The organism is Butyribacter sp., assembly GCF_056818865.1.
Window position 1 is genome coordinate 1 of the sequence record NZ_DBLYGC010000026.1, and the last position, 22,986, is coordinate 22,986.

20 protein-coding genes and 1 pseudogene are annotated in these 22,986 nt (G+C 35.0%); 1 reads left to right on the forward strand and 20 read right to left on the reverse strand.

The window, feature by feature from the left end; genetic code table 11:
• Positions 1–238: 238 nt before the first annotated feature.
• The 13 genes and pseudogenes from ACZLXV_RS11310 to cls all read right to left on the reverse strand — a co-directional run bounded on the left by ACZLXV_RS11310 (position 239) and on the right by cls (position 16,939).
• Entirely contained in the window at positions 239–3,598 is a 3,360-nt protein-coding gene (locus tag ACZLXV_RS11310) for a hypothetical protein (protein ID WP_482383502.1), read from the reverse strand.
• Positions 3,599–4,042: 444 nt separating this feature from the next.
• A pseudogene (locus ACZLXV_RS11315) lies at positions 4,043–5,332 on the reverse strand (IS110 family RNA-guided transposase).
• A gap of 488 nt (positions 5,333–5,820) precedes the next feature.
• A complete protein-coding gene (locus tag ACZLXV_RS11320; protein WP_482383503.1) occupies positions 5,821–6,339 on the reverse strand; it encodes a hypothetical protein in 519 nt (172 codons plus the stop codon).
• Between the two features lie 19 nt (positions 6,340–6,358).
• A complete protein-coding gene (locus tag ACZLXV_RS11325; RefSeq protein WP_482383504.1) occupies positions 6,359–7,177 on the reverse strand; it encodes a hypothetical protein in 819 nt (272 codons plus the stop codon).
• A 32-nt stretch (positions 7,178–7,209) separates the two neighbouring features.
• Positions 7,210–8,763, reverse strand: a complete 1,554-nt coding sequence (locus ACZLXV_RS11330; protein WP_482383505.1) for a DUF456 domain-containing protein — start codon at positions 8,761–8,763, stop codon at positions 7,210–7,212.
• A gap of 109 nt (positions 8,764–8,872) precedes the next feature.
• Positions 8,873–9,457 (reverse strand): hypothetical protein, encoded by a 585-nt coding sequence (locus ACZLXV_RS11335; protein WP_022223718.1) that lies wholly within the window; start codon positions 9,455–9,457, stop codon positions 8,873–8,875.
• Between the two features lie 178 nt (positions 9,458–9,635).
• A complete protein-coding gene (locus ACZLXV_RS11340) occupies positions 9,636–10,106 on the reverse strand; it encodes a lysozyme inhibitor LprI family protein (protein ID WP_482383506.1) in 471 nt (156 codons plus the stop codon).
• 128 nt (positions 10,107–10,234) lie between these two features.
• Positions 10,235–11,935: an AAA family ATPase gene (locus tag ACZLXV_RS11345; protein WP_482383507.1), complete on the reverse strand. Its 1,701-nt coding sequence runs from the start codon at positions 11,933–11,935 to the stop codon at positions 10,235–10,237.
• Positions 11,936–12,158: 223 nt separating this feature from the next.
• A complete protein-coding gene (trpS, locus tag ACZLXV_RS11350; RefSeq protein WP_482383508.1) occupies positions 12,159–13,220 on the reverse strand; it encodes a tryptophan--tRNA ligase in 1,062 nt (353 codons plus the stop codon).
• 138 nt (positions 13,221–13,358) lie between these two features.
• Positions 13,359–14,360 carry a Holliday junction branch migration DNA helicase RuvB gene (ruvB, locus tag ACZLXV_RS11355; protein WP_022224243.1) on the reverse strand — a complete coding sequence of 334 codons (1,002 nt, stop codon included), beginning with the start codon at positions 14,358–14,360 and terminating at the stop codon, positions 13,359–13,361.
• Positions 14,361–14,372: 12 nt separating this feature from the next.
• The gene (gene ruvA / locus ACZLXV_RS11360) at positions 14,373–14,993 is read right to left on the reverse strand and encodes a Holliday junction branch migration protein RuvA (RefSeq protein ID WP_482383509.1); all 621 of its coding nucleotides are present in this window, start codon (positions 14,991–14,993) and stop codon (positions 14,373–14,375) included.
• Positions 14,990–15,250 (reverse strand): MerR family transcriptional regulator, encoded by a 261-nt coding sequence (locus ACZLXV_RS11365; protein WP_022224241.1) that lies wholly within the window; start codon positions 15,248–15,250, stop codon positions 14,990–14,992. Before ACZLXV_RS11365 ends, ruvA begins: the two co-directional genes overlap by 4 nt.
• Before the next feature lie 36 nt (positions 15,251–15,286).
• A complete protein-coding gene (gene cls / locus ACZLXV_RS11370; protein WP_022224240.1) occupies positions 15,287–16,939 on the reverse strand; it encodes a cardiolipin synthase in 1,653 nt (550 codons plus the stop codon).
• Positions 16,940–17,192: 253 nt separating this feature from the next.
• On the opposite strand from cls, the gene ACZLXV_RS11375 reads away from it, so the two are divergent.
• Positions 17,193–18,434, forward strand: coding sequence for a ribonuclease H-like domain-containing protein (locus tag ACZLXV_RS11375; RefSeq protein WP_482383510.1), 1,242 nt, complete (start codon positions 17,193–17,195; stop codon positions 18,432–18,434).
• 97 nt (positions 18,435–18,531) lie between these two features.
• On the opposite strand, the gene ACZLXV_RS11380 is transcribed toward ACZLXV_RS11375, so the two are convergent.
• The 7 genes from ACZLXV_RS11380 to ACZLXV_RS11410 form a co-directional block, all read right to left on the reverse strand.
• The gene (locus tag ACZLXV_RS11380) at positions 18,532–18,675 is read right to left on the reverse strand and encodes a hypothetical protein (protein ID WP_022224238.1); all 144 of its coding nucleotides are present in this window, start codon (positions 18,673–18,675) and stop codon (positions 18,532–18,534) included.
• A 116-nt stretch (positions 18,676–18,791) separates the two neighbouring features.
• Entirely contained in the window at positions 18,792–19,202 is a 411-nt protein-coding gene (locus tag ACZLXV_RS11385; protein WP_482383511.1) for a hypothetical protein, read from the reverse strand.
• 124 nt (positions 19,203–19,326) lie between these two features.
• On the reverse strand, positions 19,327–19,512 hold the full coding sequence (rpmF, locus tag ACZLXV_RS11390) for a 50S ribosomal protein L32 (RefSeq protein ID WP_022223478.1): 186 nt from the start codon (positions 19,510–19,512) through the stop codon (positions 19,327–19,329).
• Positions 19,513–19,687: 175 nt separating this feature from the next.
• Positions 19,688–20,875, reverse strand: a complete 1,188-nt coding sequence (locus ACZLXV_RS11395; protein WP_022223477.1) for an acetate/propionate family kinase — start codon at positions 20,873–20,875, stop codon at positions 19,688–19,690.
• A 24-nt stretch (positions 20,876–20,899) separates the two neighbouring features.
• Entirely contained in the window at positions 20,900–21,775 is an 876-nt protein-coding gene (locus ACZLXV_RS11400) for a DegV family protein (RefSeq protein ID WP_022223476.1), read from the reverse strand.
• 197 nt (positions 21,776–21,972) lie between these two features.
• Positions 21,973–22,257 carry a DUF2325 domain-containing protein gene (locus tag ACZLXV_RS11405; RefSeq protein ID WP_022223475.1) on the reverse strand — a complete coding sequence of 95 codons (285 nt, stop codon included), beginning with the start codon at positions 22,255–22,257 and terminating at the stop codon, positions 21,973–21,975.
• A gap of 188 nt (positions 22,258–22,445) precedes the next feature.
• Entirely contained in the window at positions 22,446–22,877 is a 432-nt protein-coding gene (locus ACZLXV_RS11410) for a flavodoxin (RefSeq protein ID WP_022223474.1), read from the reverse strand.
• Positions 22,878–22,986 lie beyond the last annotated feature (109 nt).

Here is a 22,986-nt window from a genome sequence, read left to right on the forward strand (position 1 = left end):
CATTGCACATCGCTTAAGCTCTTTCCACCACCCGCATAGCAGGTGGTTTATTTATTTGCTACATTCCATTTCTCCTCCAAGAGAAACTACATTTCGCAAATAAGGCCTCTAGGCCTATACAATAAAAAAGACAGACTATCTGCATTACAAATAGTCTATCTTTCGATAAATCACCCTATTGTATAAACTCAAAAAATCAAATAAAAACGAGCATCAATTTGCGCTAAAATCAAGATATTTAATCTTTTTTAATATATTTTTTAAGTTCATCTATTGCCGCATTTAAAATCATACAAACGGTAGCAGACTCTCTCCCGGCATCATTTGGCAATTCAATGCTTCCTCCTGCATTAAGTTTTAATTTAATTTTTTCAGACAATAATTTTTTGCTATGTTCAATTCCTGCAATATCATCTATTTTAATTCTACGCTCTCCTTCTACATTTCTCACAATCATAAAATCAGAATACAAAATATAATAATTAGGTGTCATCAATAATATTGGAATTGCCCCAGCTAAAATCGGATAATCCCACACATCTGTATTTTCTTCCAAATAACGAACGACATTTTTATTTGCCAATATCTTATTAAGTTCTTCCACTTTCCCATACATACCAAAATGCCTTGTTATCAGACTGTTGGCGGCAAGTAAACTTTCTACATGACTGTAAATTTCGCCCACTTCTTCTTCTTTTCTGATTTTCATCATATTTTCAATTTCTTGAATATATTGTCTCTTCGCTTCTTCCCGTGCCTGAAAATGCATTATTGACTGTCGAATTTGCAATAAATGTCCAAAATCAAAATCCTTATAACCTGCACAAATCTCATTCAATTTATTTTTATCTAAATACATATTGATTTGTGCCGTTTTTTCATCAGCTTCTGGTATCTTCGCTTTTAAAACTTCCGCTTTCATTTTTTCTAATTGTTCCGTGGTCGCACTATCCATATTCTGACAAACACTATCTATATATTTCTTTTCTGCTTCAATAAGAATTTTAGAGAATTTATCTTTTTCGGCGTTTATCATATCTTCAGAATATTCATGCAAATTATACATCTTTATTTTTTTTATACATTCCTCATAACCAGACAAATCAAAGTTTTCATAACCTGCACACATTTCACTGAAAAGACCATCAATTTCTTCTTTATTCAATGCATTTATACGATTCTTTATCTTATCTATATACTCATCAGCCAACGGACTATTGATTTCTTTTAACTCGTCCATCTTCTTCTCAAGCGATACTTTGTCGGCGTTTTTCCAATCATTTACAATATTAATAACCACTTTATTTTCTTCTTCATAAATTGCTTTTTCCAATCCGGCAACAGCACATTGAAATTGCATCAGTACATCTTTATTTTTTGTTTGATTTGAATTTATACAACTTTTAAGCAAACCCACATATTCCTTCTGTTCATTAACAGAAGCATTCTTTACAGCCTCATATCCTTTCCATAAATTTTGACGTTCTTCAAAATCCTTTAAATTTCCACTATTATCAGATTTGTCTAACGGTAGTTTATCAGAAGCATCCAACTTTTTTGCTATCATCACCGGATTGATAAGTTCCATAATGCTTGTTCCACTTACCGTATCATTGTAAATAACAATATCGTCACCACTATACAAAGGAATTTTCTTTTCCTTTATTGAAATGAGGTCATGTAAATTAATCTTTTTACCTTTACTAAACATAAAACAGAGTCTATTCAAATTTTTTCTTGTAGTACTTGTACATTCATTTAGTAAATTGTAACACGCATTATACATTTGAGCTGTTCCAATATGCTTTATTTCATTTATATCCATGTTTTCCAACCAAGCTGATTCTGCATTATATGTACATTTACCTTCTGCAACCTTTCTAATGCGAGATATTGTATCTAAATCATATACATAATTTATGTTTTTATTGATGTCCGACATATCATTAGTTGAAATAAACAAACTCTTAAAAAATGAAACATATTTTGGTTTATTTAGAAATTCAAGAACATCAACCCCTAAGTCACATAATTCAAAAAGAATCTTAATTAACTCACAATATTTTTCTGTTTTCTTCAACCACTCTGTTTCATTTTTCTCCATTACTCCATTTAATTGTTTAGTTGCATTAAGAATACTAGATAAAAACTCAACAACATCTTCAACATGTTTGGAACGATACTTTAACTGATTGCATCTTTCAATAGCTTCTTCTATTGACATAGCATCATCAATCTGTACTTTATCAATAATATCCAGTAATTTTTGATATTCCTCTTCTAATTCAGATACGGTTTCAGGGCAATCATAAATTTCTCCATCAAATTGACAATGATATGCATAATTTACTCTTTTTGCCTCAACTGCAAATTGTCTATACTTTCTTGATGATTTTGAACGAAACGCTTGTACTGCTGTTGTTAATTTTTGGATATTTTTTTCATCACCAGCATTAAAATTTTTTGTCAATTTAACAAATTCATCTCGTTCAGCAATCGCATTTTTAACTTCATCTTCATCATCATACTCATATCCATCACAGCAAAACATTACATCTTCATATGATTTTATAATTCTATTAAGAGCCTCCACCTTATCCGTAGGATCAACACCAAGCAAAGCACAGTTTATATTGATATCATACATAACCTTGGTAACATTATCCTTAGACGTATAATCACCATTTTTAAGAAAATAATCTATCCTCTTTCCCTTTACTAACTTATAATTCCACTCATAACAAAATCTCTGAGATATTTTTTCTAAAGTACCATTTATATCACCATATTCCACTAAAAGAGCATTATAAATACTGATACGAAATGGTACTTCAAGTAAAGCAGAAACGAGAATTTCTTTTCTTTTCTCAGAATCAGAAATATGTCTTGCATTTTCTTCCATAGTTTCAGCCTTTCTAAAGTCATAATCAAGACAAAATGTATAACCACAACGATCATTTACACAAGCCATAAAACCATAATAAATGCACATAACACATTCAGCTAATCCATTTTTCAAAGCGTTTTTTACATCTTTCTCGTTATATAGTTCAATTAAACGTTCTTCCATATTCTCCGCGCTCTTTCGATTTGCTCTTTTATTACGCAAATCATAAAGCATACCTGTACCTGCATTTATGGCAGCCGCCTGTGCCATCCCTTTCATAGCTCCTTCAAATCCAAATCCGCCACCAATAACCCTGCCACGTGAAGCTTTTTTGAATTCATTATACTTAATCTCTTGCTGATAATCTTTTAATATACTCTGATATAAATCTATTACCTGCTCGCAAACTTCAAGAGCAGGTTCTAAATTTCCACAATACTCCGAAAGAAATGTTTCCTTAGGCAAGTCAAAAATATTATAATCAAATAATTTTTTATAGCATTTTTCAACATATTGTGAAAGAACGCCACATCCGTCTTTGTCTTGAAAACCTTCAATAACATTTTCAATCGATTCCCTTTTTCTATAAACTGTTTCATATTTTTGAGAAACTTTTGACATTTCACGTCGCATTTCTTTATAGACTTTTGCAAACTTATCTACTTCGTCCCCAAAAGTCAATTCGTATCCTAACAATGAATATTTGCTCATATAATTTTTCCTCTCTATTCTTTTTAGTGCATGTTCAACAAAATCCTTGATTTTACTGACTTTATTAAACAGTTAATAAGTTACATATATCTGCAAAATAGAGTTTTCTGGATAGGAATCGACTTCGCGGAGTCCTTTCCGGATGATTTTAGGTACAAAAAATAAAACGTCTTTGTTTCTCCTTATAAATACCTTCTTGTTTCCCAATTTCACCTACAGTAACTAACCTCTCATGTCTACCAGGATCACCTGCCTCTGCCGGGTCCTAAATTCCTTCGTTCTGTTTATCCATAGTTTGGTGCTGCTTATGCTCCTACTACAGGGTCGTTGCCCTATTAAAAATGTCAACGCAGCTACTAGCTCTACTTTGTCTTATATATTTCTACATTCCTGTTTCACAGCACCATTGACAGCGGACGCTTTCCTGTTTACAGTACTTTCTTCTTAAGCGGCTATTATGTCGCCCGGACGGTGAATATCCGACATCATTTTGAATCTGTCGTAATCCACACCTTTCGTTAATACCACGTAAAATACACGGATTAACTTACAGTTGACAGCTATAATTGCCTGTCTTCGCTTCAGCGGACTCTTTACACGAGTTACATAGTAATCGTAGATCGCACGAAACTCTTTATTTCTAGCAAGCAATTGTACCATCACCTGATACAGGATCTTTCTGAGTTTTTTTCTTCCCCTCTTGCTGATTCGTGTTCTTCCTTTATGCTTTCCCGAACTGTTTCCCACAAGTTCCAGTCCGGCATATTTTTGGATCTGTTTCGGTGAATCAAAGCGTCTGATATCACTCACTTCAGCGATGAATCCTGCTATTGTAACACTTCCTACTCCTTTTATGGCGAGTAATTTCTCCACATATGGTACTTTCAGAATTGTTTCTTCAAGCACTTTATTAACGGCTTCTAATTGTGATGTCCACAGGCAATGCTCTTCAAGAAGCATATATAATTCGCTTTTTGCTCCAATACCTCCGTCAAGACCAACACTGTTGTGCGCAGCTTCAACCAGGGGCTTTGCCCTATCTTCTGTAACTCCTCTGCCACGCATCCTCTTATCATGCTATATCTTCCGGATTCCATTTACTCCAAGTGCGATTATATCTTTCGGCAGTGGTGCTTTCTCTAACACTGACAAATCACTTGCTGCATCAAACCTTGTGTATAATCCCAGATACTCTGGAAAATGTATTGCAAGCCATCTTTGGATTCTGTTTGCAGATATGTTATGCTGTTTCATCATCCTGTCACGGCTGTATACCAAATCTCTTATTTCGGCGTATATGCCTTCTGGCATATATGGGATGGAATATCTTCCATCCACAACCAGTTTTGCTATTGTTTTCGGATCTTTTGAATCCGTTTTCTTTGGACTATTGTCATCAAGTTCCTTGATCTTCTTAACCGAGAATGGATTGACCATTACTAATTTCTTCTGATGATCCTTAACATACTTTGCAAATGCAAACCAGTAATGACCAGTCGGCTCACAGCCTATCAGAACTGCAGTCTTGTTATTCTCTTTCTTAAGAGTCTCAGCCCAAAGATTGAAAGAATTAAATCCCTCGATATCATTCTTAAAAATAAAAACTCGTTTTGTGATCTCGCGTCCTCGATTATCAAAAGCCCTCGCATAGTGCGTCTTACTTCCAATATCTACCCCAACAACTATTGTTGTATCTGTTACTTGTTCAATCTTCTCATTCTGTGTATAATTCATTTTGAACCTCCTGTGTATTGATTGTTTTATTTACATCCGCCAAGATGCAACTCAATCATACATTGAGGTTCTTTTTTATTCAATTGGCACTTTTAATGAATTACAAGAATGCTCCTAAAATTTATATCCAAAATTAAAATTAATTTCAAAATAAATGTATTACTAAAATCATATCAAATAAATCATATCAAATATTTCAAAAAAAGTATTATGCTGTCAGCATAATACTCATATTAAATAGCAAAAAATCCCCGTTTTTTACCGGGGATTTTTGCTCACTCATCATTTAAATAACTTTTAATTTATAGATATACCTATATCTAATAATAATCTTTCCTTCAACTTCTTATACTTCCAATAACTGCCCCACAATGAGGACAAATAAGTACCTTCTTTTTTTAAATCTTTCCGCACTTAGGACATTTTATCCTGCCACCAATTATATTCATAATCATACCCTTTTCCTTCTTTTTTCTGCAAAGAATATTTTATTTTGTTAATCTTGCAAGCAAATCACTTACCTGTTTTTCAGCATCATCACTTACTGTGGATTTAATAATCTTTTCTTCCTGTTTTTTCTTCTCTTCTTTAAAATATGCCATGACATCCTTAAAAAAATTATATACAGGAACTTTGTTCATTAATCTGCTGCGCCATTCATACTCCTCACCGTCTTTTGTATAAATGTATAATGATGTCTTTGGATCTTCATCCTCATCTTCTACTTCTACACCCTTAATGTCTTTATATACAAATTCACCCTGTTTTCCGGAATCTTTATAATATGCCATAGTATCCGTAAAAAGATATCCCTCTTTTCCATTTGCCGTAAGAGTCTCATCTAATAAAGCAATCACATCTGATTCCGATACTCCGGTTGCATATGTTTTGATTGCATTTTTTAATGCTTTTGCCGGAATACTATCTCCCATATAAAAGCGTTGCACTGTACAAATATTCCATGCATATTCAGCTAAACATTTTGTGATTTCTTCTTTTTGTGTCATACACTTTTTCTCCTTACTGTTACACTTGTGCTAAACCGGTCTGGTCGCCAAAAACTTTTAATACGTTCTCACGCTGTGATAAAATATCACATATATCTTTTGTCAGCATACCGTCTTCACCAAGAAGCGGCATATCAATCATTGCTTTTAAAATCTGCACTGTTTTTAATGCAACAATCACCTTGTCTTTTTCATCCGACATAAGCATATTCCATTCTTTCTTCTGTTCGACAATCTGATACAGATTTTGATTGGCTTTATCCATAATCTTACTGAAGCGTTCAAAAAAAGATTGTAACTGCTCTGCATTTTTTTGAATAATATAAAATTGTTCTTCCACTAATTCCATTTCTGCTGCTCTTTTTTTCACGATTGCCAGATTAGCATACGCATCATCTTTCTGCCCTTTTGTTTTAGAATGATAAAATGCAAGTCCCACCATTCCTCCAATTCCCCAGCTTAAAAAAACATCTCTGGTCGGATTCGATTCAAGCAGTTTTTCGTTTTCTAATGTATCTAATTTTAGTTGTTCAAATTGTTTGTCATCAAAAGAAAGCTTTTCTAACTCCTTGATTCCACTTCCTTCCCGTAACTGTGTCTCTTTAAGAATAGAAAATGCAGATACAAAATCACGAATCTGTGTTCCATAAATATTCAGTTTTGTCTCTCCAAGCGTCTGTAATGATTTTTCTGCGTCTTTTTTTCTCTGATTAAATTTTTCGACCGCACAAGAATATTCATCCTGTGCCTGTTCTGACACTCTCATTGCCTCATCTGCATTTAATTTTCCATCAATTCCAAAAATAGCAGATGCTGCTAATAATGCAAGTGGCACCATCTAATCACCTCCATTTTTCTGCTTTTGTCACTTTATAAAACGAGCACGCTTTCCTTATCCTGCATAAATTCTTCAATCTCTTCTTTGCTGTTTAATGCCAGTTCTATGCCGAATGCTTTACCGAATTGGTCAATACAGCGAATATAGCCATTGATGTCATTATTAAGAGAAGTTCTTTCGATTTCCGAAAAAAGATTATCTATCAAGCGTTCCCGTTCTTCATATTTTTCCTGTGCATATTGTTTTAATTCTTCTTTCAAAATCGCAATCTGTGCAACTGCTTCCTGTGAAATCTGTTCCAGTGCTTTCCGCCTCTGTGCCGACATTTTTGTTTCATGCAGGATCTTAGTTACTCCATTATAAATTATTTTTGAAATTAAAGTTCCGGCAAAACTTCCAATCGCAGCTCCTATCGGTCCGCCTAATGCCAATCCAACAGTTCCACCAATACAGCCACCCGTCAGTTCCATTCCATTTTGACCTAATGCATACACAAGTTCTTCTGAGTTAATCTCTCCTTTTGCAAAACGGTAAAGATTCTTTCCGACAGAAACTGTTGTATTAGCAAGCAAAACAGGAAGATTAACAGCACTTGCACCAAGCTCACGGATTAATTCATTCTTAGATGCGTGCATCAATGCTTTTATCCCTGTTCCAATATTAGCAACACTATATGCGGTAGCACCATCTTTTGCAACAGTCTTCGTCACATCAACTGCTGCTTCGTCAAGATCTTTTTCTCCTGCCACGACTGCACACATATTTTTTACGCCGGATACAACACCAGATACGATCATTGTCCCCTTTGCAGCCGCTACTCCTGCTTCATGACCACTTTTTAGCATTTCTTTTGCTACAAATTTTTCAGGATTGTTTCTGGCGTCCAATGCTTCTGCTGAAGAAACACCTGAATCTCTGACTCTCTTTTGTGCATCTCTGTAACGCTGTGCTTTTTCTTCTATTTCTTTGGCTTTTTCTATGTTGCCTTGCTCCCGCAATGCTGCTGCCTGTTTTTCTAACTTTTCAGCTTCTTCTTTGGCATACCGCACTGCACCCTCATATTGATCAGATGGAATGTCAACCGGTCCATCATACCGATCCCAAGATGTATCTTTGGCAAGCTTATCGATGACATTATATTTTGTCTGACCATTTTCTGTGGTACGGGATTTTAAAAACTTCATCTGGCTGCCTGAGCCTTCCTGTACATTTCCGTTTTCATCTACTATAACATGGTCATACTGTGTATCATTTGTCTTTCCAATGCCATCTGTTGTTCTGGTTCGATTGCTTTCTCCATTTATAACCGCTTGCTTATTATCACGTGATTCCTTAATCAACTCTGCCGAAAATCCAGATTGCTGTTTTCTTGAAACATCCGGGTTGTCTCCTAAATTATACTCACTAATCTGTTTTAAATTACGCCCATAAAAATCTTCCAAATGACCATTATGATCAACACGAATCCCTTTATAAGCCTGTAAAATCTGGCTGGACGCTTCTCCATGCCTTTGCACGATTTCACCCTGTGCCAGACCAATTAGGGAATCTTTATTATCCCTTTCTTTCTTTTCTTTTTCTGTCATTTCCTTCACCTTCTCTTTTCTGCACACGGTACTTATGTACTAATTACTGTACCCTTAGATTGTCCTGCCTGTCACATGCCGGCATATTTCCTATAATCTGCCTGACTTTTTAGGCATTGACATATTCTAAAATGTCGAGAAGTAGCTTGTACATCCTTTTCAAAAGGACAGCATATTGCATTTCTGGAACAAAAACTTTAGTTACATAATATACTCTTGGTGCTGAAACACTCAATATTGATGAGCTATTATTTCCCGCTGCTGTCTGTGATACTGTGATTTCAATAAAATCTTTATCTCCTGAACTTCCATAATCAACATCTTCGATTTCATCATATTGAACCATAAAATCCATTTTAAAAGGATCACATGTTTTGAATACATATACTGCATTATCGCAAAAAACCGTTCCTACACCGTTTTCACTATATCCCATTATCATAGAATCTTTCTTAACTTTTCGTTTGACTGCATCATAGAAATCATCAAAAAATCCTCTATCCTCTTCCGGTTTCATATAATTTTCTCCAAACCGTTCTGTTGCTTTTTCTAATATGTATTGCCGGATATCCGTCTTTCCCGGATGACACTCTTCCTGATATGCATTTCTGATTTCTGCAATCTGTTCTTTAACTTCCTGTAACTGCTTTTCTAAACCAGCTACACTAGATTCTAATTTTTGAAAATTTACCATGTTTTTTCTCCTTTTTCTACAAATTCACAAAACAAACCTCTCCAATCTTTAATATATCAAAACTGTTATTCAAAGTAAACTGCTGCCAGCATAGAAAAAAGACAATGACCCCGCAGACAAAATTATTGCCTGTCTAATCATTGCCTTTTTATTAGTGATTTAAAAGATTATACATATATTATGCATAATTTCTTATAAGCCATTTAATTCTCTTTTTTGTCTGGTCTGTCAGGGATGATTTGTACATCAATGTATACCCTGTTCCGCCTACCCAGCCTGCTGCATCCTTATCAGCCTTCTTATCTCTTTTTTTAATCCACTTTATTTCGGATGCGACCAACTGCTTTGCTCTCTTATCTGAAAGTGAGCTTTTTATCTTTTTATAAACTCTGTTTAATTCATTATCCCAAAGTTTATATTCAGCACAAGCTTCTCTATTCATCTCCGCCTGTGAACCGGAATAAGTAAATTTTCGGCTGCACTTTTTCACTAACTTTTGGTAACTTTTAAGATAACTTGCTTTACTGTTTGCACTTGCTGTTGTACTAATACAACTCATGCTGCCCGTAATCATGCAAACTGCTATGATGGCAGTTATAATAACACCTATGATTTTCCTGTTTCTCAAATTACTTTTTCTTTCTCTCATAATTTCCACTTCCTAACAATTTTACTATAAACATTACTCATGTTCTTTAGGAATTATAGCATATTTATTTCTTGGTGTATAATGCTGAGAGCATACTTTCATTATTTAAATAATAATTACATTGTATTTTATTTCCCATCTGTATCTATAAGCACCTCTTTACCTTTAAAAGCAAAACCATAGTGTCTGATATTTTCCTGTTTTAAACCTCTTTTTATAAGTTCTTCATCATAGGCTTTTTCTTTTATCTGTTTCAATGCATTTTGGGCTGTCTCTTCTAATGTGTTCTCTTTTTTGGCATTAAAAACTTTAAACTCTATCACTATCCCCGGATATTTTGCATTATTTTTATCTATTGGTTCAAGCATTATATCATATCTTCCAAATCCACTTTCTCTGTTTGAATTTAAAATATAATTATCTATCTGGTCTACCATAAGTCCCAATACAAGCCCGTGGTAAAATCTCTCCGGTGCTTCGTCAGATGGGCTTTTTCCTGTATCAAAGTAACTTATCACACCTCTTGTCACTCTGTTCATATATTCATTCATACTTTCCGTATCACCTGCAAGCAGTGATTTTACAAACTCATTATAATTGACTTTTTCTTCTCCAAACCATTGTTCTATCATTCTTTCAAACATCTGTTCTACTTCTAAATTGGTAAGTTTTAATCCATATACTTTTCTTTTTAATCGACCCTCTTCACGATATGATGCAATACACAAATATCCACTTGCAAGTAATAAACTCCATATTGCATCTTCATTTTTATCCAATTGTTCAAATACTATCTGCTCATCTATTCTCTTCTCTATAACACCACCTGAAAGAAGTATTGCCATCAATTGCTTTACAGCAGAAGAACCCGTTTTTATCAATCTGTTTACTATACTATTAGAACTTGAATCCGCCCAATATGAATCAATTTTTCCTGTTTGTAAAAAATTTGTAATCGACCATGGATTATATATATCTTTTATATTTCCAAATGTAAATCCATCATACCATTCTTTTACTTCTATTTTTTCATTTGGCATATTTGCATCGTCAAGTGCCTCAAACACTTCTTTTTCCGTAAATCCAAAACTTGTCGCATATTCCATGCTTGTTGTCGTGACTACCTTAAGATTATTTAAGTCTGAAAAAATGCTTTCTTTCGATACTCTCGTTATTCCTGTCATTATACCTCGTTCAAGATATGGATTTGTCTTAAATGTTGAATTAAAAAAACTCCTTGTAAAGGCTACAAGCTCATTCCAGTAACCATTTACATATGCTTCCTGCATCGGTGTGTCATATTCGTCAAGAAGTATTATTACTTTTTTGCCATAATAACGGCTAAGATAATTTGCCAAATCATTAACCGCACTCTGCGCTATCTCGTCATTCATATCTATGCAGACCGATTTGAATTGTGCTCTTTCATTATCATTATATAAATCACTTTTCATTATATAATCATACCTATTATATACATCCGTTATCTCTTTTTTTATCATTATAATTGCCTGATTATATCCTGTTTGTTTTATTCCAGCAAAGCTCAAAAATATCACCGGATATGTTCCCTGCAATTTTCTATATTTTTCTTCTTTCCAAATATTAAGTCCTTCAAACAAGTTACCCCTGTTCTCATAGCGATTTGAAAAAAAACATTTAATCATATCCATATTTAATGTTTTCCCAAAACGACGTGGACGTGTGATAAGGGTCACCACATCATCTGACTCCCACCACTCACTTATGAAATTTGTCTTGTCTACATAAAAGCAATCTTTCTGTCTTATAGTCTCGAAACTCTGATTTCCTACACTAATTTTTTTCATAACATTCCTCCAACACAAACTACCGTCATTCACGAAACATTTCCATTTATGATATAATGAGCACAATGTGCTCATCTTAGGAGTTTCTTTGAAACTCCATTATACTCAGAAAACATGCACAGTTATTATGATATAATAACATCACCCGAAAACAAACGGCAACCATAGACTAAAATTTATTTAACCTATGATTGCCTTATTTAAATTTTTAACAAAAATCACCCTATAATGTTCCATTATCAAAATAATCTATCTGCATTGCTTTTCTTACATCATTCAATGTGGCTGCCGCCTTTTTCTCTGCTTTTTCGCTTCCTTTTTTCAAAATATCGTATACATCCGGAAGTCGCTTCTCCCATGATTTTCTTCTCTCTCTGATTGGCTCAAGTTCTGCCTGTATTACATTATTTAAGAATTTCTTGACTTTAACGTCTCCAAGTCCACCTCTCTTGTAATGCTCTTTTAATTCATCAAGATTATTATAATCAGGCAAAAATTTCTCAAAATATTCCGGTTTGCAGAACGCATCAAGGTAGATAAATACCGGATTGCCATCGACCTGACCCGGATCCTCAACTCTTATGTGATTAGGGTCTGTATACATTGACATTACTTTTGTCTTTATGTCCTTTGCTTCATCAGAAAGATAAATACAGTTGCCAAGTGATTTACTCATTTTTGCTTTTCCGTCAATTCCCGGAAGTCTCAAACATGCCTGGTTGTCAGGAAGTACAATCTTTGGATCTGTAAGTGTTTCTCCATATACTGAGTTAAATTTGTGTACTATTTCCTTACACTGTTCAATCATAGGCATCTGGTCTTCTCCAACCGGAACAGTTGTCGCCCTGAATGCCGTTATGTCTGCTGCCTGGCTTATCGGATAGCAGAAAAATCCAACCGGAATACTTGCCTCGAAATTACGCATTTTTATCTCTGCTTTTACGGTAGGGTTTCTTTGAACTCTCGATACTGTTACAAGGTTCATGTAATAAAATGTAAGCTCAGTAAGTTCAGGTACCATAGACTGGATAAAGATAGTTGATTTTTCCGGGTCAAGACCGCATGCAAGATAATCAAGTGCAACCTGAATAATGTTCTGTCTTACTTTTTCCGGATGCTCTGCATTGTCAGTAAGAGCCTGTGCATCTGCTATCATGATATATATTTCATCGAATTTTCCTGAGTTCTGTAATTTTACTCTCTCTTTTAATGAACCTACATAATGACCTACATGGAGTTTGCCTGTAGGACGGTCTCCTGTTAATATTATCTGCTTCTGTTCCATTTTATATATTTCTCCTTAAATTATATTTTCTGTTTATCATTCAAAATATGCCATATTTGACTATGTCTTATACAACACCACATTTTATTGTACTATATATTTTAATTTATCGCAATTGTTAAAATATTTTTGAAATCATTATTCCTCTGAGAATGAAATTCCAAAATGCTCATAACCGGCTTTTGTAACACTTCTTCCCCTCGGCGTTCTTGCAACAAGTCCGTTTTGTACAAGATATGGTTCATACACATCTTCTATAGTTCCGGCATCTTCACCTATTGATACGGCAAGTGCTTCAAGTCCGACCGGCCCTCCTCCAAAATTATTTATCATTGTGAGTATTATCTGTCTGTCCGTGTTGTCAAGTCCAAGTTTATCTACCTCAAGCAGATCAAGTGCAAAGTCAGCAACTTCTTTTGTTATCCTGCCGTCATATTTTATCTGTGCAAAGTCTCTCACACGTTTTAACATTCTGTTCGCAAGTCTTGGTGTTCCTCTGGAACGTCTTGCAAGTTCAATTGCACCATCTTTTTCTATCTCTACGCCAAGCACTTTTGCTGAGTTTGTGATAATCTTATAAAGTTCATCCGTTGTATAAAATTCCATTCTGTTCACAACTCCAAACCTGTCACGCAAAGGTGCTGAAAGCATTCCTGCTCTTGTAGTTGCACCTACCAGCGTAAATTTAGGCAGATCCATTCTTATAGACCTTGCCGTAGGCCCTTTTCCTATCACAATATCAACTGCGTAATCTTCCATTGCCGAATAAAGCACTTCTTCCGCCTGTCTGTTTAACCTGTGTATCTCATCTATAAACAGCAGGTCTCCTTCTGCAAGACCATTTAAAATTGCAACAAGGTCACCTGTTTTTTCTATAACAGGTCCTGAAGTTACTTTAAAATTTACCCCCATCTCATTTGCGATAATTCCTGCAAGTGTAGTTTTTCCAAGCCCCGGCGGGCCATATAAAAGAACATGGTCGAGAGCCTCGCCTCTTTGTTTTGCCGCTTCTATGTATATTTTAAGATTACCCTTAACCTTCTCCTGACCTATATAGTCTTTCAAGAATTTAGGTCTTAGCGTCGTTTCTATACCCGCATCTTCCTCTGTAAATTCTGTTGTTATACTCCTTTTTGCCATCTATTTTCTCCATTATGAATATAAGTATTTCAAACTCAGTTTCAGCAGTTCTTCAACCGTAACATCGTCACCTGCATCAGCTTTTCTGACTGCCTTAGTCGCTTCCGTTGCGGAATAACCGAGTGACACAAGTGCTTCTATGGCATCTGATACTGCCTGCTTTGAACCACCGTCATCAAATATACTCTGCTGCCCGTCAATTTCTGACGAAATATTTTCTGCCACATCACGCATTTTAAGCTTATCTTTGAGTTCAATAACCACTTTGCTTGCAGTCTTTGCTCCAATCCCCGGTGCCTTTGCAATCGTCTTTGCATCCTCTGCCATAACCGCATATCTGATGTCATCCGCAGATAATGTTCCAAGAACACATATAGCTCCTTTTGGTCCTATTCCGCTGACAGTGATAAGAAGCTTAAATATTTCAAGCGTATCTCTGTCAAGAAAACCAAAAAGCTGCAATGCATCCTCTCTTACATGCATATATGTATATATCATAACTTCACTGCCTACAAGCGGCATATTTCCTATAACCGACACAGGCACAAATATCTCATAACCTATCCCGTTATTTTCTACTATAATAACATTCTCATATATGTGAACCAGTTTTCCTTTTATAAAACTAATCATTCGTCATCCTCCAAACGGCTGAACGTACCATTTACGGTATTTAGCCAGCCCTCATCCATAAATTTTATTATCTCATACGGATGTATTCCAAGTTCCTCCGATATCTGAAGTGCATTACTGTTTGGATACATTCTCAGATATGCCACAATATCATCAAGCTGCGAATCGTCAACACTGCGGCATTCTTTACAGCAAAGTGTTCTTATCTTTGACTTAAAAACTTTGTGACAATGCTTACATACATTTGTATAAACCATTTTGCCTCCTCTTTTCAAAAACGCTTCTGCGTCAAATCATAATAATGTTGAAAATACATTTAATATTGGCTGAATCATTTTCCATGTTCTCGGTCTGTTAAGCCAATCCTGATAAGTAATTTCCCTGCTTTCCTCAAATGTTTTCTCAAAATCTCTCCTTACAGCATTTTGAATCTGTTTTCCCGACATCCACACCCCATTTTCATAGTGCAGATAAAAACTTCTGTAATCCATATTTATAGTGCCAACAATAACTGCATCTTCCGTAAGTATCTGTTTTGCATGTATAAATCCCGGCGTATATTCATAAATTCTTACACCTTCCCTGAGTAAGACACCATAGTTATAATTTGTAAGCATCTTCACCTGCTTTTTGTCCGGTATATTTGGCGTAATTATCCTTACATCCACGCCCCTCTTTACCGCCTCGATAAGAGACTGTTTCATATAATCTTCTATTATAAGATATGGTGTAGTTATATAAAGATATTTGTTTGAATACATTATCATCTGATTGTAAATGCTTTCTATCGGGTTTCTCGGATTATTTGCCGGTCCGTCCGATATTACCTGGCAATATGTGTTTCCAACTCTCGGATATACCGCTTTATATTTAAGATAATCTATATGCACATCATCTCTTCCGCATACTTCCCACATCTGTAAAAATACAACAGTAAGTCCCCATACACCCTCACCGCATATTCTTACACCTGTATCTTTCCATACACCAAAACGCTCAATAAGATTTGCATATTCATCTGCAAGATTAAATCCTCCTGTATATCCTACTTCACCGTCTATTATGAGTATTTTTTGATGCGAGCGAAAATTCATATAAAGTTCTCCCGTATACTTGTGTATCGGATTGAATATTCTCACCTCAAATCCCTCATCTTCAAGAACTCTCTTGAAGTACTTGCCGGTTCTGATTGCAGCTCCAAAATCATCATACATGAACTTCACTTCAACACCTTCTGCAATTTTTCTAAGAAGTATTTCATGCATTTTATCCCACAGTGCCCCCTCAGCAACTATAAAGAAATCAATAAGTATAAATTTTTCGGCTTTCTCAAGGTCTTCAAATATATCTTCAAAAACATCTTCACCCATAGGATAATAGGTTACTTCATTGCCTCCCGTAAACATATATTTCTCAGCAGACATATATTTAACCATACGGCCTGCCACCGGATTTTTGTCTATATAATCATTTACAAGTTTTTTATCTCCCAATAAAAATTTGTTTCCGTAAGATATCTGCCTTAGTATATACAAATCAAGATATTTTCTCTTTTTTCCTGACCTTCCCCACAAATAATACATAAAGAAACCACTTATAGGCAGCAGAAGCACTATGGATATCCACGCAAGCCTGTAAGAAGGACTCTGATTGCGGTTTACCAAAGTAACAATCGCAATAACAGATATAATTTCAACTATAAAATAAAAATATACCGTAAACTGTCTGAGCAAAAATGGCAGAAATGTTATAAGCAATACCTGCAAAAAAACAATAAGTGCCGTAACCAATACCCTTAAAAATCCACTTAGATTGTTTTGCACTCTTCCTTTAAGCCCTTTCAGATATTTCTTTTTTCCGATTTCAAACTGCTGTGAGCTTTTCTTTTTTTTATTCTTTCTGACCCATTTTTCATAGGCAGAATCTGAATTAAAAAACTTTTCCAATTAAACTCCCTCCTGACAATTTTTCATATCAATATATTTTAACATAAGTCAAAGCATTTTGGCAAATAAATGTTCTGATGTAACTTTGGTATTGCCGGCAAGCTTTTTATAAACGAACTGCTCAGCTATTTAATATTGATAATTTTTGTTTTTTATGTCAAATAAAAATATGTTATTATAATAGAAGTAATTGTACTAATATTCACTGTCCAAGCTGCGAATATCATTATATTTTTAAGAAATCGAGGTTTTTATGAAAACTTTTAATTACAAATGTAAAGTTCCAAAATTCAAATATTATTTCAGACACCCTGTTGAACAAATTCTTTTTTTTGATATAGAAACAACCGGTTTGTCTCCAAAAGCTTCTTCTCTTTATATGATTGGAGTTATGTTCTACAACAAAGAAGATAACAATTGGCATCTCATACAATTTTTTGCCGATAATTATAAAAGTGAAGCCGATATGATAAACAGTTTTCTTGATATTCTTGAAAACTATAATTATCTTTATCATTTTAACGGAAAGACATTTGATATACCATATATTTTAAATAAATGTGATAAACACGGCATATCCCCGTCAGAACATTCCGATAAAATATTAAATGATAAAAGCGGTATATATTCTATTGATATTCTTGCATATATACGACCTGTCAAAAAAATGCTTAATCTCTCGAAAGCAAACCAGACTGCTCTCGAAAGATGGCTTGGCATTGTAAGGGACGATAAATTTGACGGTGGAAAACTTATCCCAATTTATACAGAATATATGCAGAAAAAAATTCTTGCTCCGGCAAAAGCGGATGAACTTGAAAAAATTCTGTTTCTTCACAATTATGAAGATATTGAAAACATGTTAAATGTAGCAAGCATAATGTCTTACAATGATATTTCCGCACTCTCTCCAATATCCGATGACGAAACTATATTCAATGAATATTCAAAACAGTTTTATATATCGGATATAACAATTGACGAGGACGGAATGCTAAATATATTATGCACTGTTGATGAACTTATATTTCCCAAAAAAGTTGATATAAATATTCCGTTTCCTAAAAGCAGTTCTAAAGTCTATCAGGAGACGGATAATTTGCAGCTCACCTTTGAAAATAATACCGTCCTGCTCAAGGTTCCAATCTTATCAGGCATCTTATATAATTATATTAAAAATTATAAAGACTATTATTATTTTTCGGATAAAGATATTGCACTTCATAAAAGTGTTGCCGCTTATATGAACAAATCTCACAGAAAAAAGGCAACCGCCGCAACATGCTACACAAAAAAGCAGGGATATTTTATTCCATCACTGCATCCGATAAAAAATAACAAATCCGACACAGATAATTGTTTTATAAAATATAAACTTGCATTGCGTGATAAAATTTCATTTTACCAAATAGAAACTATTCCCGACCTCGAAACAGCCAACGATAATAATTCTTTCTGGAAAAATTATGTCTGCATGCAGCTTACAAATCTTTAATATTATGCTGCCATGTTCAAAAGCCTTCACAAATATATTTTGCAAAGGCTTTTTCTTTTTATAATTTCATATACGAATAATTTATATAAGTAATTTATCAGTCATACAGTGAAATGCCATATCTCATTTTACGATACACTTTATAAAAAATCACACCAACCATTCCGGCTACAGTGCCAAGAGTTACTGCAATTCCTAAAATTCCACCTAAAATTATAACAATCCACATAATTATATTCATAATAATACCTCATTTCTGCACTGTCCTTTTCTGATAATATTTTTTGCTATGTATCAACTTATGTCAGACAGTGCCATGACATAAGTAACAGGTTAATGCAGTTTGTAAGGTATTATTTATTTTTCGCCATCCTTGGCATGTATGTACGAAACCACGGTTATGCTGCTGAATATAATGCCTGACAATAATTTTATCAACACTGACTCAGTTATATAAACATGGCTTTGAACAAAATCATTTCTTATCGATGCCAACAAGCGCAATCTGTAATTCTGTCTTGCCTTTAAGCGGATACTTTGAATAATTCCCTGTATTATTTCATTATCTTTTTCGCTTATTCTCAATAAATTGTCAGTGCAGATGTCATACTGTGACAATTTACTGTCTGATATTCCTATTATTTCCTGTTGTCCTGTATTTGTGTACTCAAAAGAAGAATCTGTTCTCAAATTTTCAGAACACATTCCTAATACAAAAAGTATTACAATAATCAAACTAATATATCGCTTTTGATTTATACTTTTCACAGTGATTCACCTCATGAGATATTTTAGCAGCTTTATGTTTTTGTTGCAAGATTTTACACCAACAAAATAAGTCCCTATCTTACGATAAGGACTTATTTTTATTATGATAAAATTCTCAAATTGATTATTCAGCTGCTTCTGCAAGAATCTCCTTCTTATTATAAGAACCACAAGCCTTGCATACTCTATGAGACATCATTAAAGCTCCACATTTGCTGCATTTTACCAAATTTGGTGCTGACATCTTCCAATTTGCTCTTCTTTTATCTCTTCTTGATTTTGAAGATTTATTCTTTGGACAAATAGACATTACATTCCACCTCCTAGCCTTTTCCTTTACAACACTTCTCCGATTATACCCAATTTTCATAGGCTTGTCAATATATTTTGACAGATTTTTTATTATTATTTTTATTAGGCATAAACGACTATACTGTTTTACAGTAACAATTCAGCCTTTCATCTGTTACATTTTGCAGCAAAAACTATTTTACAAGTCTTGCTGTCTCTCTTGCGATTGCAAGTTCTTCGTTTGTCGGTACTATCCATACAGGAACCTTGCTGTCTTTTGTTGAAAGAAGTATCTCTTCTCCGCGTGTCTGATTTGCCTCCTGGTTAATCTTTACGCCAAGTACACTGATTCCTTCCATAATCATCTCACGAACTTCTTTATTGTTCTCTCCGGCTCCTGCTGTAAGTGCAATAGCATCAACTCCGCCAAGTGCCATATAATATGCACCGATATATTTTACGATACGGTATACGAGTACATCAAGTGCATTTGCCGCATCTTTATTTCCGCTCTCTCTTGCATCTACCAAATCTCTAAAGTCATTTGATACTCCTGAAAGACCAAGTACACCTGACTTCTTGTTTAAGATTGTCGTCATCTCACTGACTGAAATATTTTCTTTCTGGCAGATAAATTCAACAATTGCAGGATCAATATCTCCTGAACGTGTTCCCATTACAAGTCCTTCAAGTGGTGTCATACCCATACTTGTATCAATTGATTTGCCATTCTTAATTGCAGAAATACTTGCTCCGCTTCCGATATGGCAGATAATCATTTTTGAGTTGTTATAGTCAAGTCCTGCAAGTTCTGCAAGTCTCTTTGATACAAAGCTGTGGCTTGTTCCATGGAATCCATAACGGCGTACCCCATATTTTTCATAATACTCTTTTGGAAGTGCATATAAATAAGCTTTTGCAGGCATTGTCTGATGGAATGCCGTGTCAAATACAGCAACATGCTTTACACCCGGCATAACTTCCTGACATGCACGAACACCTAAAATGTTTGCCGGATTGTGAAGCGGTGCAAGGTCGTTACAGCTTTCAATATCTTTTATAACATCTTCTGTAATGATAACTGAAGAAGAGAACTTCTCTCCACCATGTACCATACGATGTCCTACTGCATGTATCTCATCAAGTGAGCTTATTACACCTCTCTCTTTATCTACAAGAAGTTCAAGAACTTTTTTGATTGCAATTCCATGCTCCGGAAGGTCTGTTTCCGTAACAAACTTCTCACCGTGAGCCTTATATGTAATCATTCCGTCAAGACCTATTCTTTCGCAGTTTCCTGATGCACTTACCTGCTCTGTATCTGAATCAATAAGCTGAAATTTAAGTGATGAACTTCCACAATTTACTACTAAAATATTCATTGTCTGTTTCCTCCATATAATGATTTACTTTTGTTTTCCATAAAAGAATAACGCCACTGTACCGGGACCTGAATGTGATGCTATAACAGGGTCAAGCATCCTTACCACAACTTCCCCGACATTAAAGGCTTCCTTGACTTTGCCGGCAACATACTCAGCATCTTTGAGGCAGTCGCCATGACTTATATACACAGACTGACCGTCAGGCTCTACTACACTCTCTTTCATATGTTTAACCAATGCATCAAGTGATTTTTTCCTTCCTCTGGCATTTTCCATTGGAATGAGATGTCCGTTGTCATCAACATGTAAAACCGGTTTTATACTAAGTGCAGTGCCCACAATGGCAGTGGTTGCCGAAACCCTGCCTCCACGCTTCAAGAAAAATAAATCATCAACAGTGAACCAATGACAGATATTGTTTCTGTGATTAACTACCCAATCGGCATTCTCAGAAACAGACATGCCATTTTCTCTGTTGTCAATAACATATTTTACCAGAAGACCTTCGCCTAGAGCCGCTGCCAGAGAATCAACTGCATAAAGCTTTCTCTCAGGATATTTTTGTGACAATGAATCAGTTACAAGTGATACTGCCTGAAAAGTTCCGCTAAGTCCAGAAGAAAATCCTATATAAATATAATCTTTTCCTTCTTTTACAATGTTTTCAAGCAAATCCATGGCATCCCCAACCGTAACCAAGGATGTCGTAATCTCCTTCTTCTGACGCATCATAGAATAAAATGGTGCCATGTCAGTTTTTTCACCTTTGATGTATCCCTTGTGTTCTTCGCCGTCAATATAATAGTTCAATGATAAAATCTCAAGTTCATATTTTTCTATCATATCCTCAGGCAGATTTGCTGTTGAATCCGTTACTATAACATAATCGTACGCCATCACATATTACCTCCATATCCCCATCTCAGGCAGCATAAATTCAGTAAAAAACTGATATATGCGCTTTTTTAACCGATTTTATAACAATGAAATATTACTGCCTGCAGCTTTGCAGACAGCAATATCAGAACAACTATGTTTTAGTATAATGTAATTCAGACCGAATAGCAAGTGTATATTATTATAGAATCTTATATTTATGCCATGCATGCATTTGTAAGAATTTCATTTAATGCAGTTCCGCTGCTTGTATGACATCTTACTATATCTGCATTGCATTTTTCCGCCTCAGTTATGGCACATTTAACCATTTTATGTGAAACTGTATTTGTAAAAAGAATCAGTAAATCAGGGCTTCCTATCTGCTCACTAAGTCTTGCTGACATCTGGGTAAAAACTTTTGCTTTACAATTGTGCTCCTTACAGATTTTTTTGTATCTACAGACCATGCGGTCATGTCCTCCAACTATAACTACGCTCATATCTTCCTCTTTTCTGCACATTTATCCGTGCCTTTTATTTGATAAATATACGGCTGCCTCTGAAATATCCAAAATGTTTTATTCCTCACTTTCATTCTGACGGCAGCCGTTATTTAAAGGTGAGGTCTTTTAATACAGCTTCCTCTGTCTGACTGTATTTTTAAGAGTCACCTTTTTAAGTAACCTCTCTACATCCCAGCTAACTGTTTTCCGAGACTTTCACACTCACTTATCGCATCATCATCAGGTGTCTCCTGACAGATAAGTCCCTCTCCGTTTATTACTGTTGCTCCGGCACTTGTCATACGCTCTTCCCAGTCACGCATCCACTGACCATCTCCCCAGCCATATGAACCAAATAAAGCAATTTTTTTACCTTTTACTTTTCCTTCAAGGTCTGCAACAAAAGGTTCCATCTCGCTTTCTTCAAGAACTTCTGCTCCCATAGCAGGACAACCAAGTGCAAATACCTCTTCCCCATCTAAATCACTTACCTGACAACTACTGACATTAGTAACCTCTGCTTCAGCTCCGCCGGCAGTAATTCCTCTCCCAATTGCATCTGCCATAGCAAGTGTATTTCCTGACTGTGACCAATATACAACACTAATTTTACCCATGATGATAATTCTCCTTTCAAAGTGAAATGTTTAAGTTAGTCATCGCTAACTTTGATTTTATGATATAGAAATCTTATGATAAAGTCAACAAAGTAAATGACACCTTTTT

Bases quoted from the DNA above. Each gene is read 5' to 3' on its own strand.
- ACZLXV_RS11310 (WP_482383502.1), bottom strand. From the start codon at position 3,598: ATGAGCAAATATTCATTGTTAGGATACGAATTGACTTTTGGGGACGAA.
- ACZLXV_RS11320 (WP_482383503.1), bottom strand. From the start codon at position 6,339: ATGACACAAAAAGAAGAAATCACAAAATGTTTAGCTGAATATGCATGG.
- ACZLXV_RS11325 (WP_482383504.1), bottom strand. From the start codon at position 7,177: ATGGTGCCACTTGCATTATTAGCAGCATCTGCTATTTTTGGAATTGAT.
- ACZLXV_RS11330 (WP_482383505.1), bottom strand. From the start codon at position 8,763: ATGACAGAAAAAGAAAAGAAAGAAAGGGATAATAAAGATTCCCTAATT.
- ACZLXV_RS11335 (WP_022223718.1), bottom strand. From the start codon at position 9,457: ATGGTAAATTTTCAAAAATTAGAATCTAGTGTAGCTGGTTTAGAAAAG.
- ACZLXV_RS11340 (WP_482383506.1), bottom strand. From the start codon at position 10,106: ATGAGAGAAAGAAAAAGTAATTTGAGAAACAGGAAAATCATAGGTGTT.
- ACZLXV_RS11345 (WP_482383507.1), bottom strand. From the start codon at position 11,935: ATGAAAAAAATTAGTGTAGGAAATCAGAGTTTCGAGACTATAAGACAG.
- trpS (WP_482383508.1), bottom strand. From the start codon at position 13,220: ATGGAACAGAAGCAGATAATATTAACAGGAGACCGTCCTACAGGCAAA.
- ruvB (WP_022224243.1), bottom strand. From the start codon at position 14,360: ATGGCAAAAAGGAGTATAACAACAGAATTTACAGAGGAAGATGCGGGT.
- ruvA (WP_482383509.1), bottom strand. From the start codon at position 14,993: ATGATTAGTTTTATAAAAGGAAAACTGGTTCACATATATGAGAATGTT.
- ACZLXV_RS11365 (WP_022224241.1), bottom strand. From the start codon at position 15,250: ATGGTTTATACAAATGTATGTAAGCATTGTCACAAAGTTTTTAAGTCA.
- ACZLXV_RS11375 (WP_482383510.1), top strand. From the start codon at position 17,193: ATGAAAACTTTTAATTACAAATGTAAAGTTCCAAAATTCAAATATTAT.
- ACZLXV_RS11380 (WP_022224238.1), bottom strand. From the start codon at position 18,675: ATGAATATAATTATGTGGATTGTTATAATTTTAGGTGGAATTTTAGGA.
- rpmF (WP_022223478.1), bottom strand. From the start codon at position 19,512: ATGTCTATTTGTCCAAAGAATAAATCTTCAAAATCAAGAAGAGATAAA.
- ACZLXV_RS11395 (WP_022223477.1), bottom strand. From the start codon at position 20,875: ATGAATATTTTAGTAGTAAATTGTGGAAGTTCATCACTTAAATTTCAG.
- ACZLXV_RS11400 (WP_022223476.1), bottom strand. From the start codon at position 21,775: ATGGCGTACGATTATGTTATAGTAACGGATTCAACAGCAAATCTGCCT.
- ACZLXV_RS11405 (WP_022223475.1), bottom strand. From the start codon at position 22,257: ATGAGCGTAGTTATAGTTGGAGGACATGACCGCATGGTCTGTAGATAC.
- ACZLXV_RS11410 (WP_022223474.1), bottom strand. From the start codon at position 22,877: ATGGGTAAAATTAGTGTTGTATATTGGTCACAGTCAGGAAATACACTT.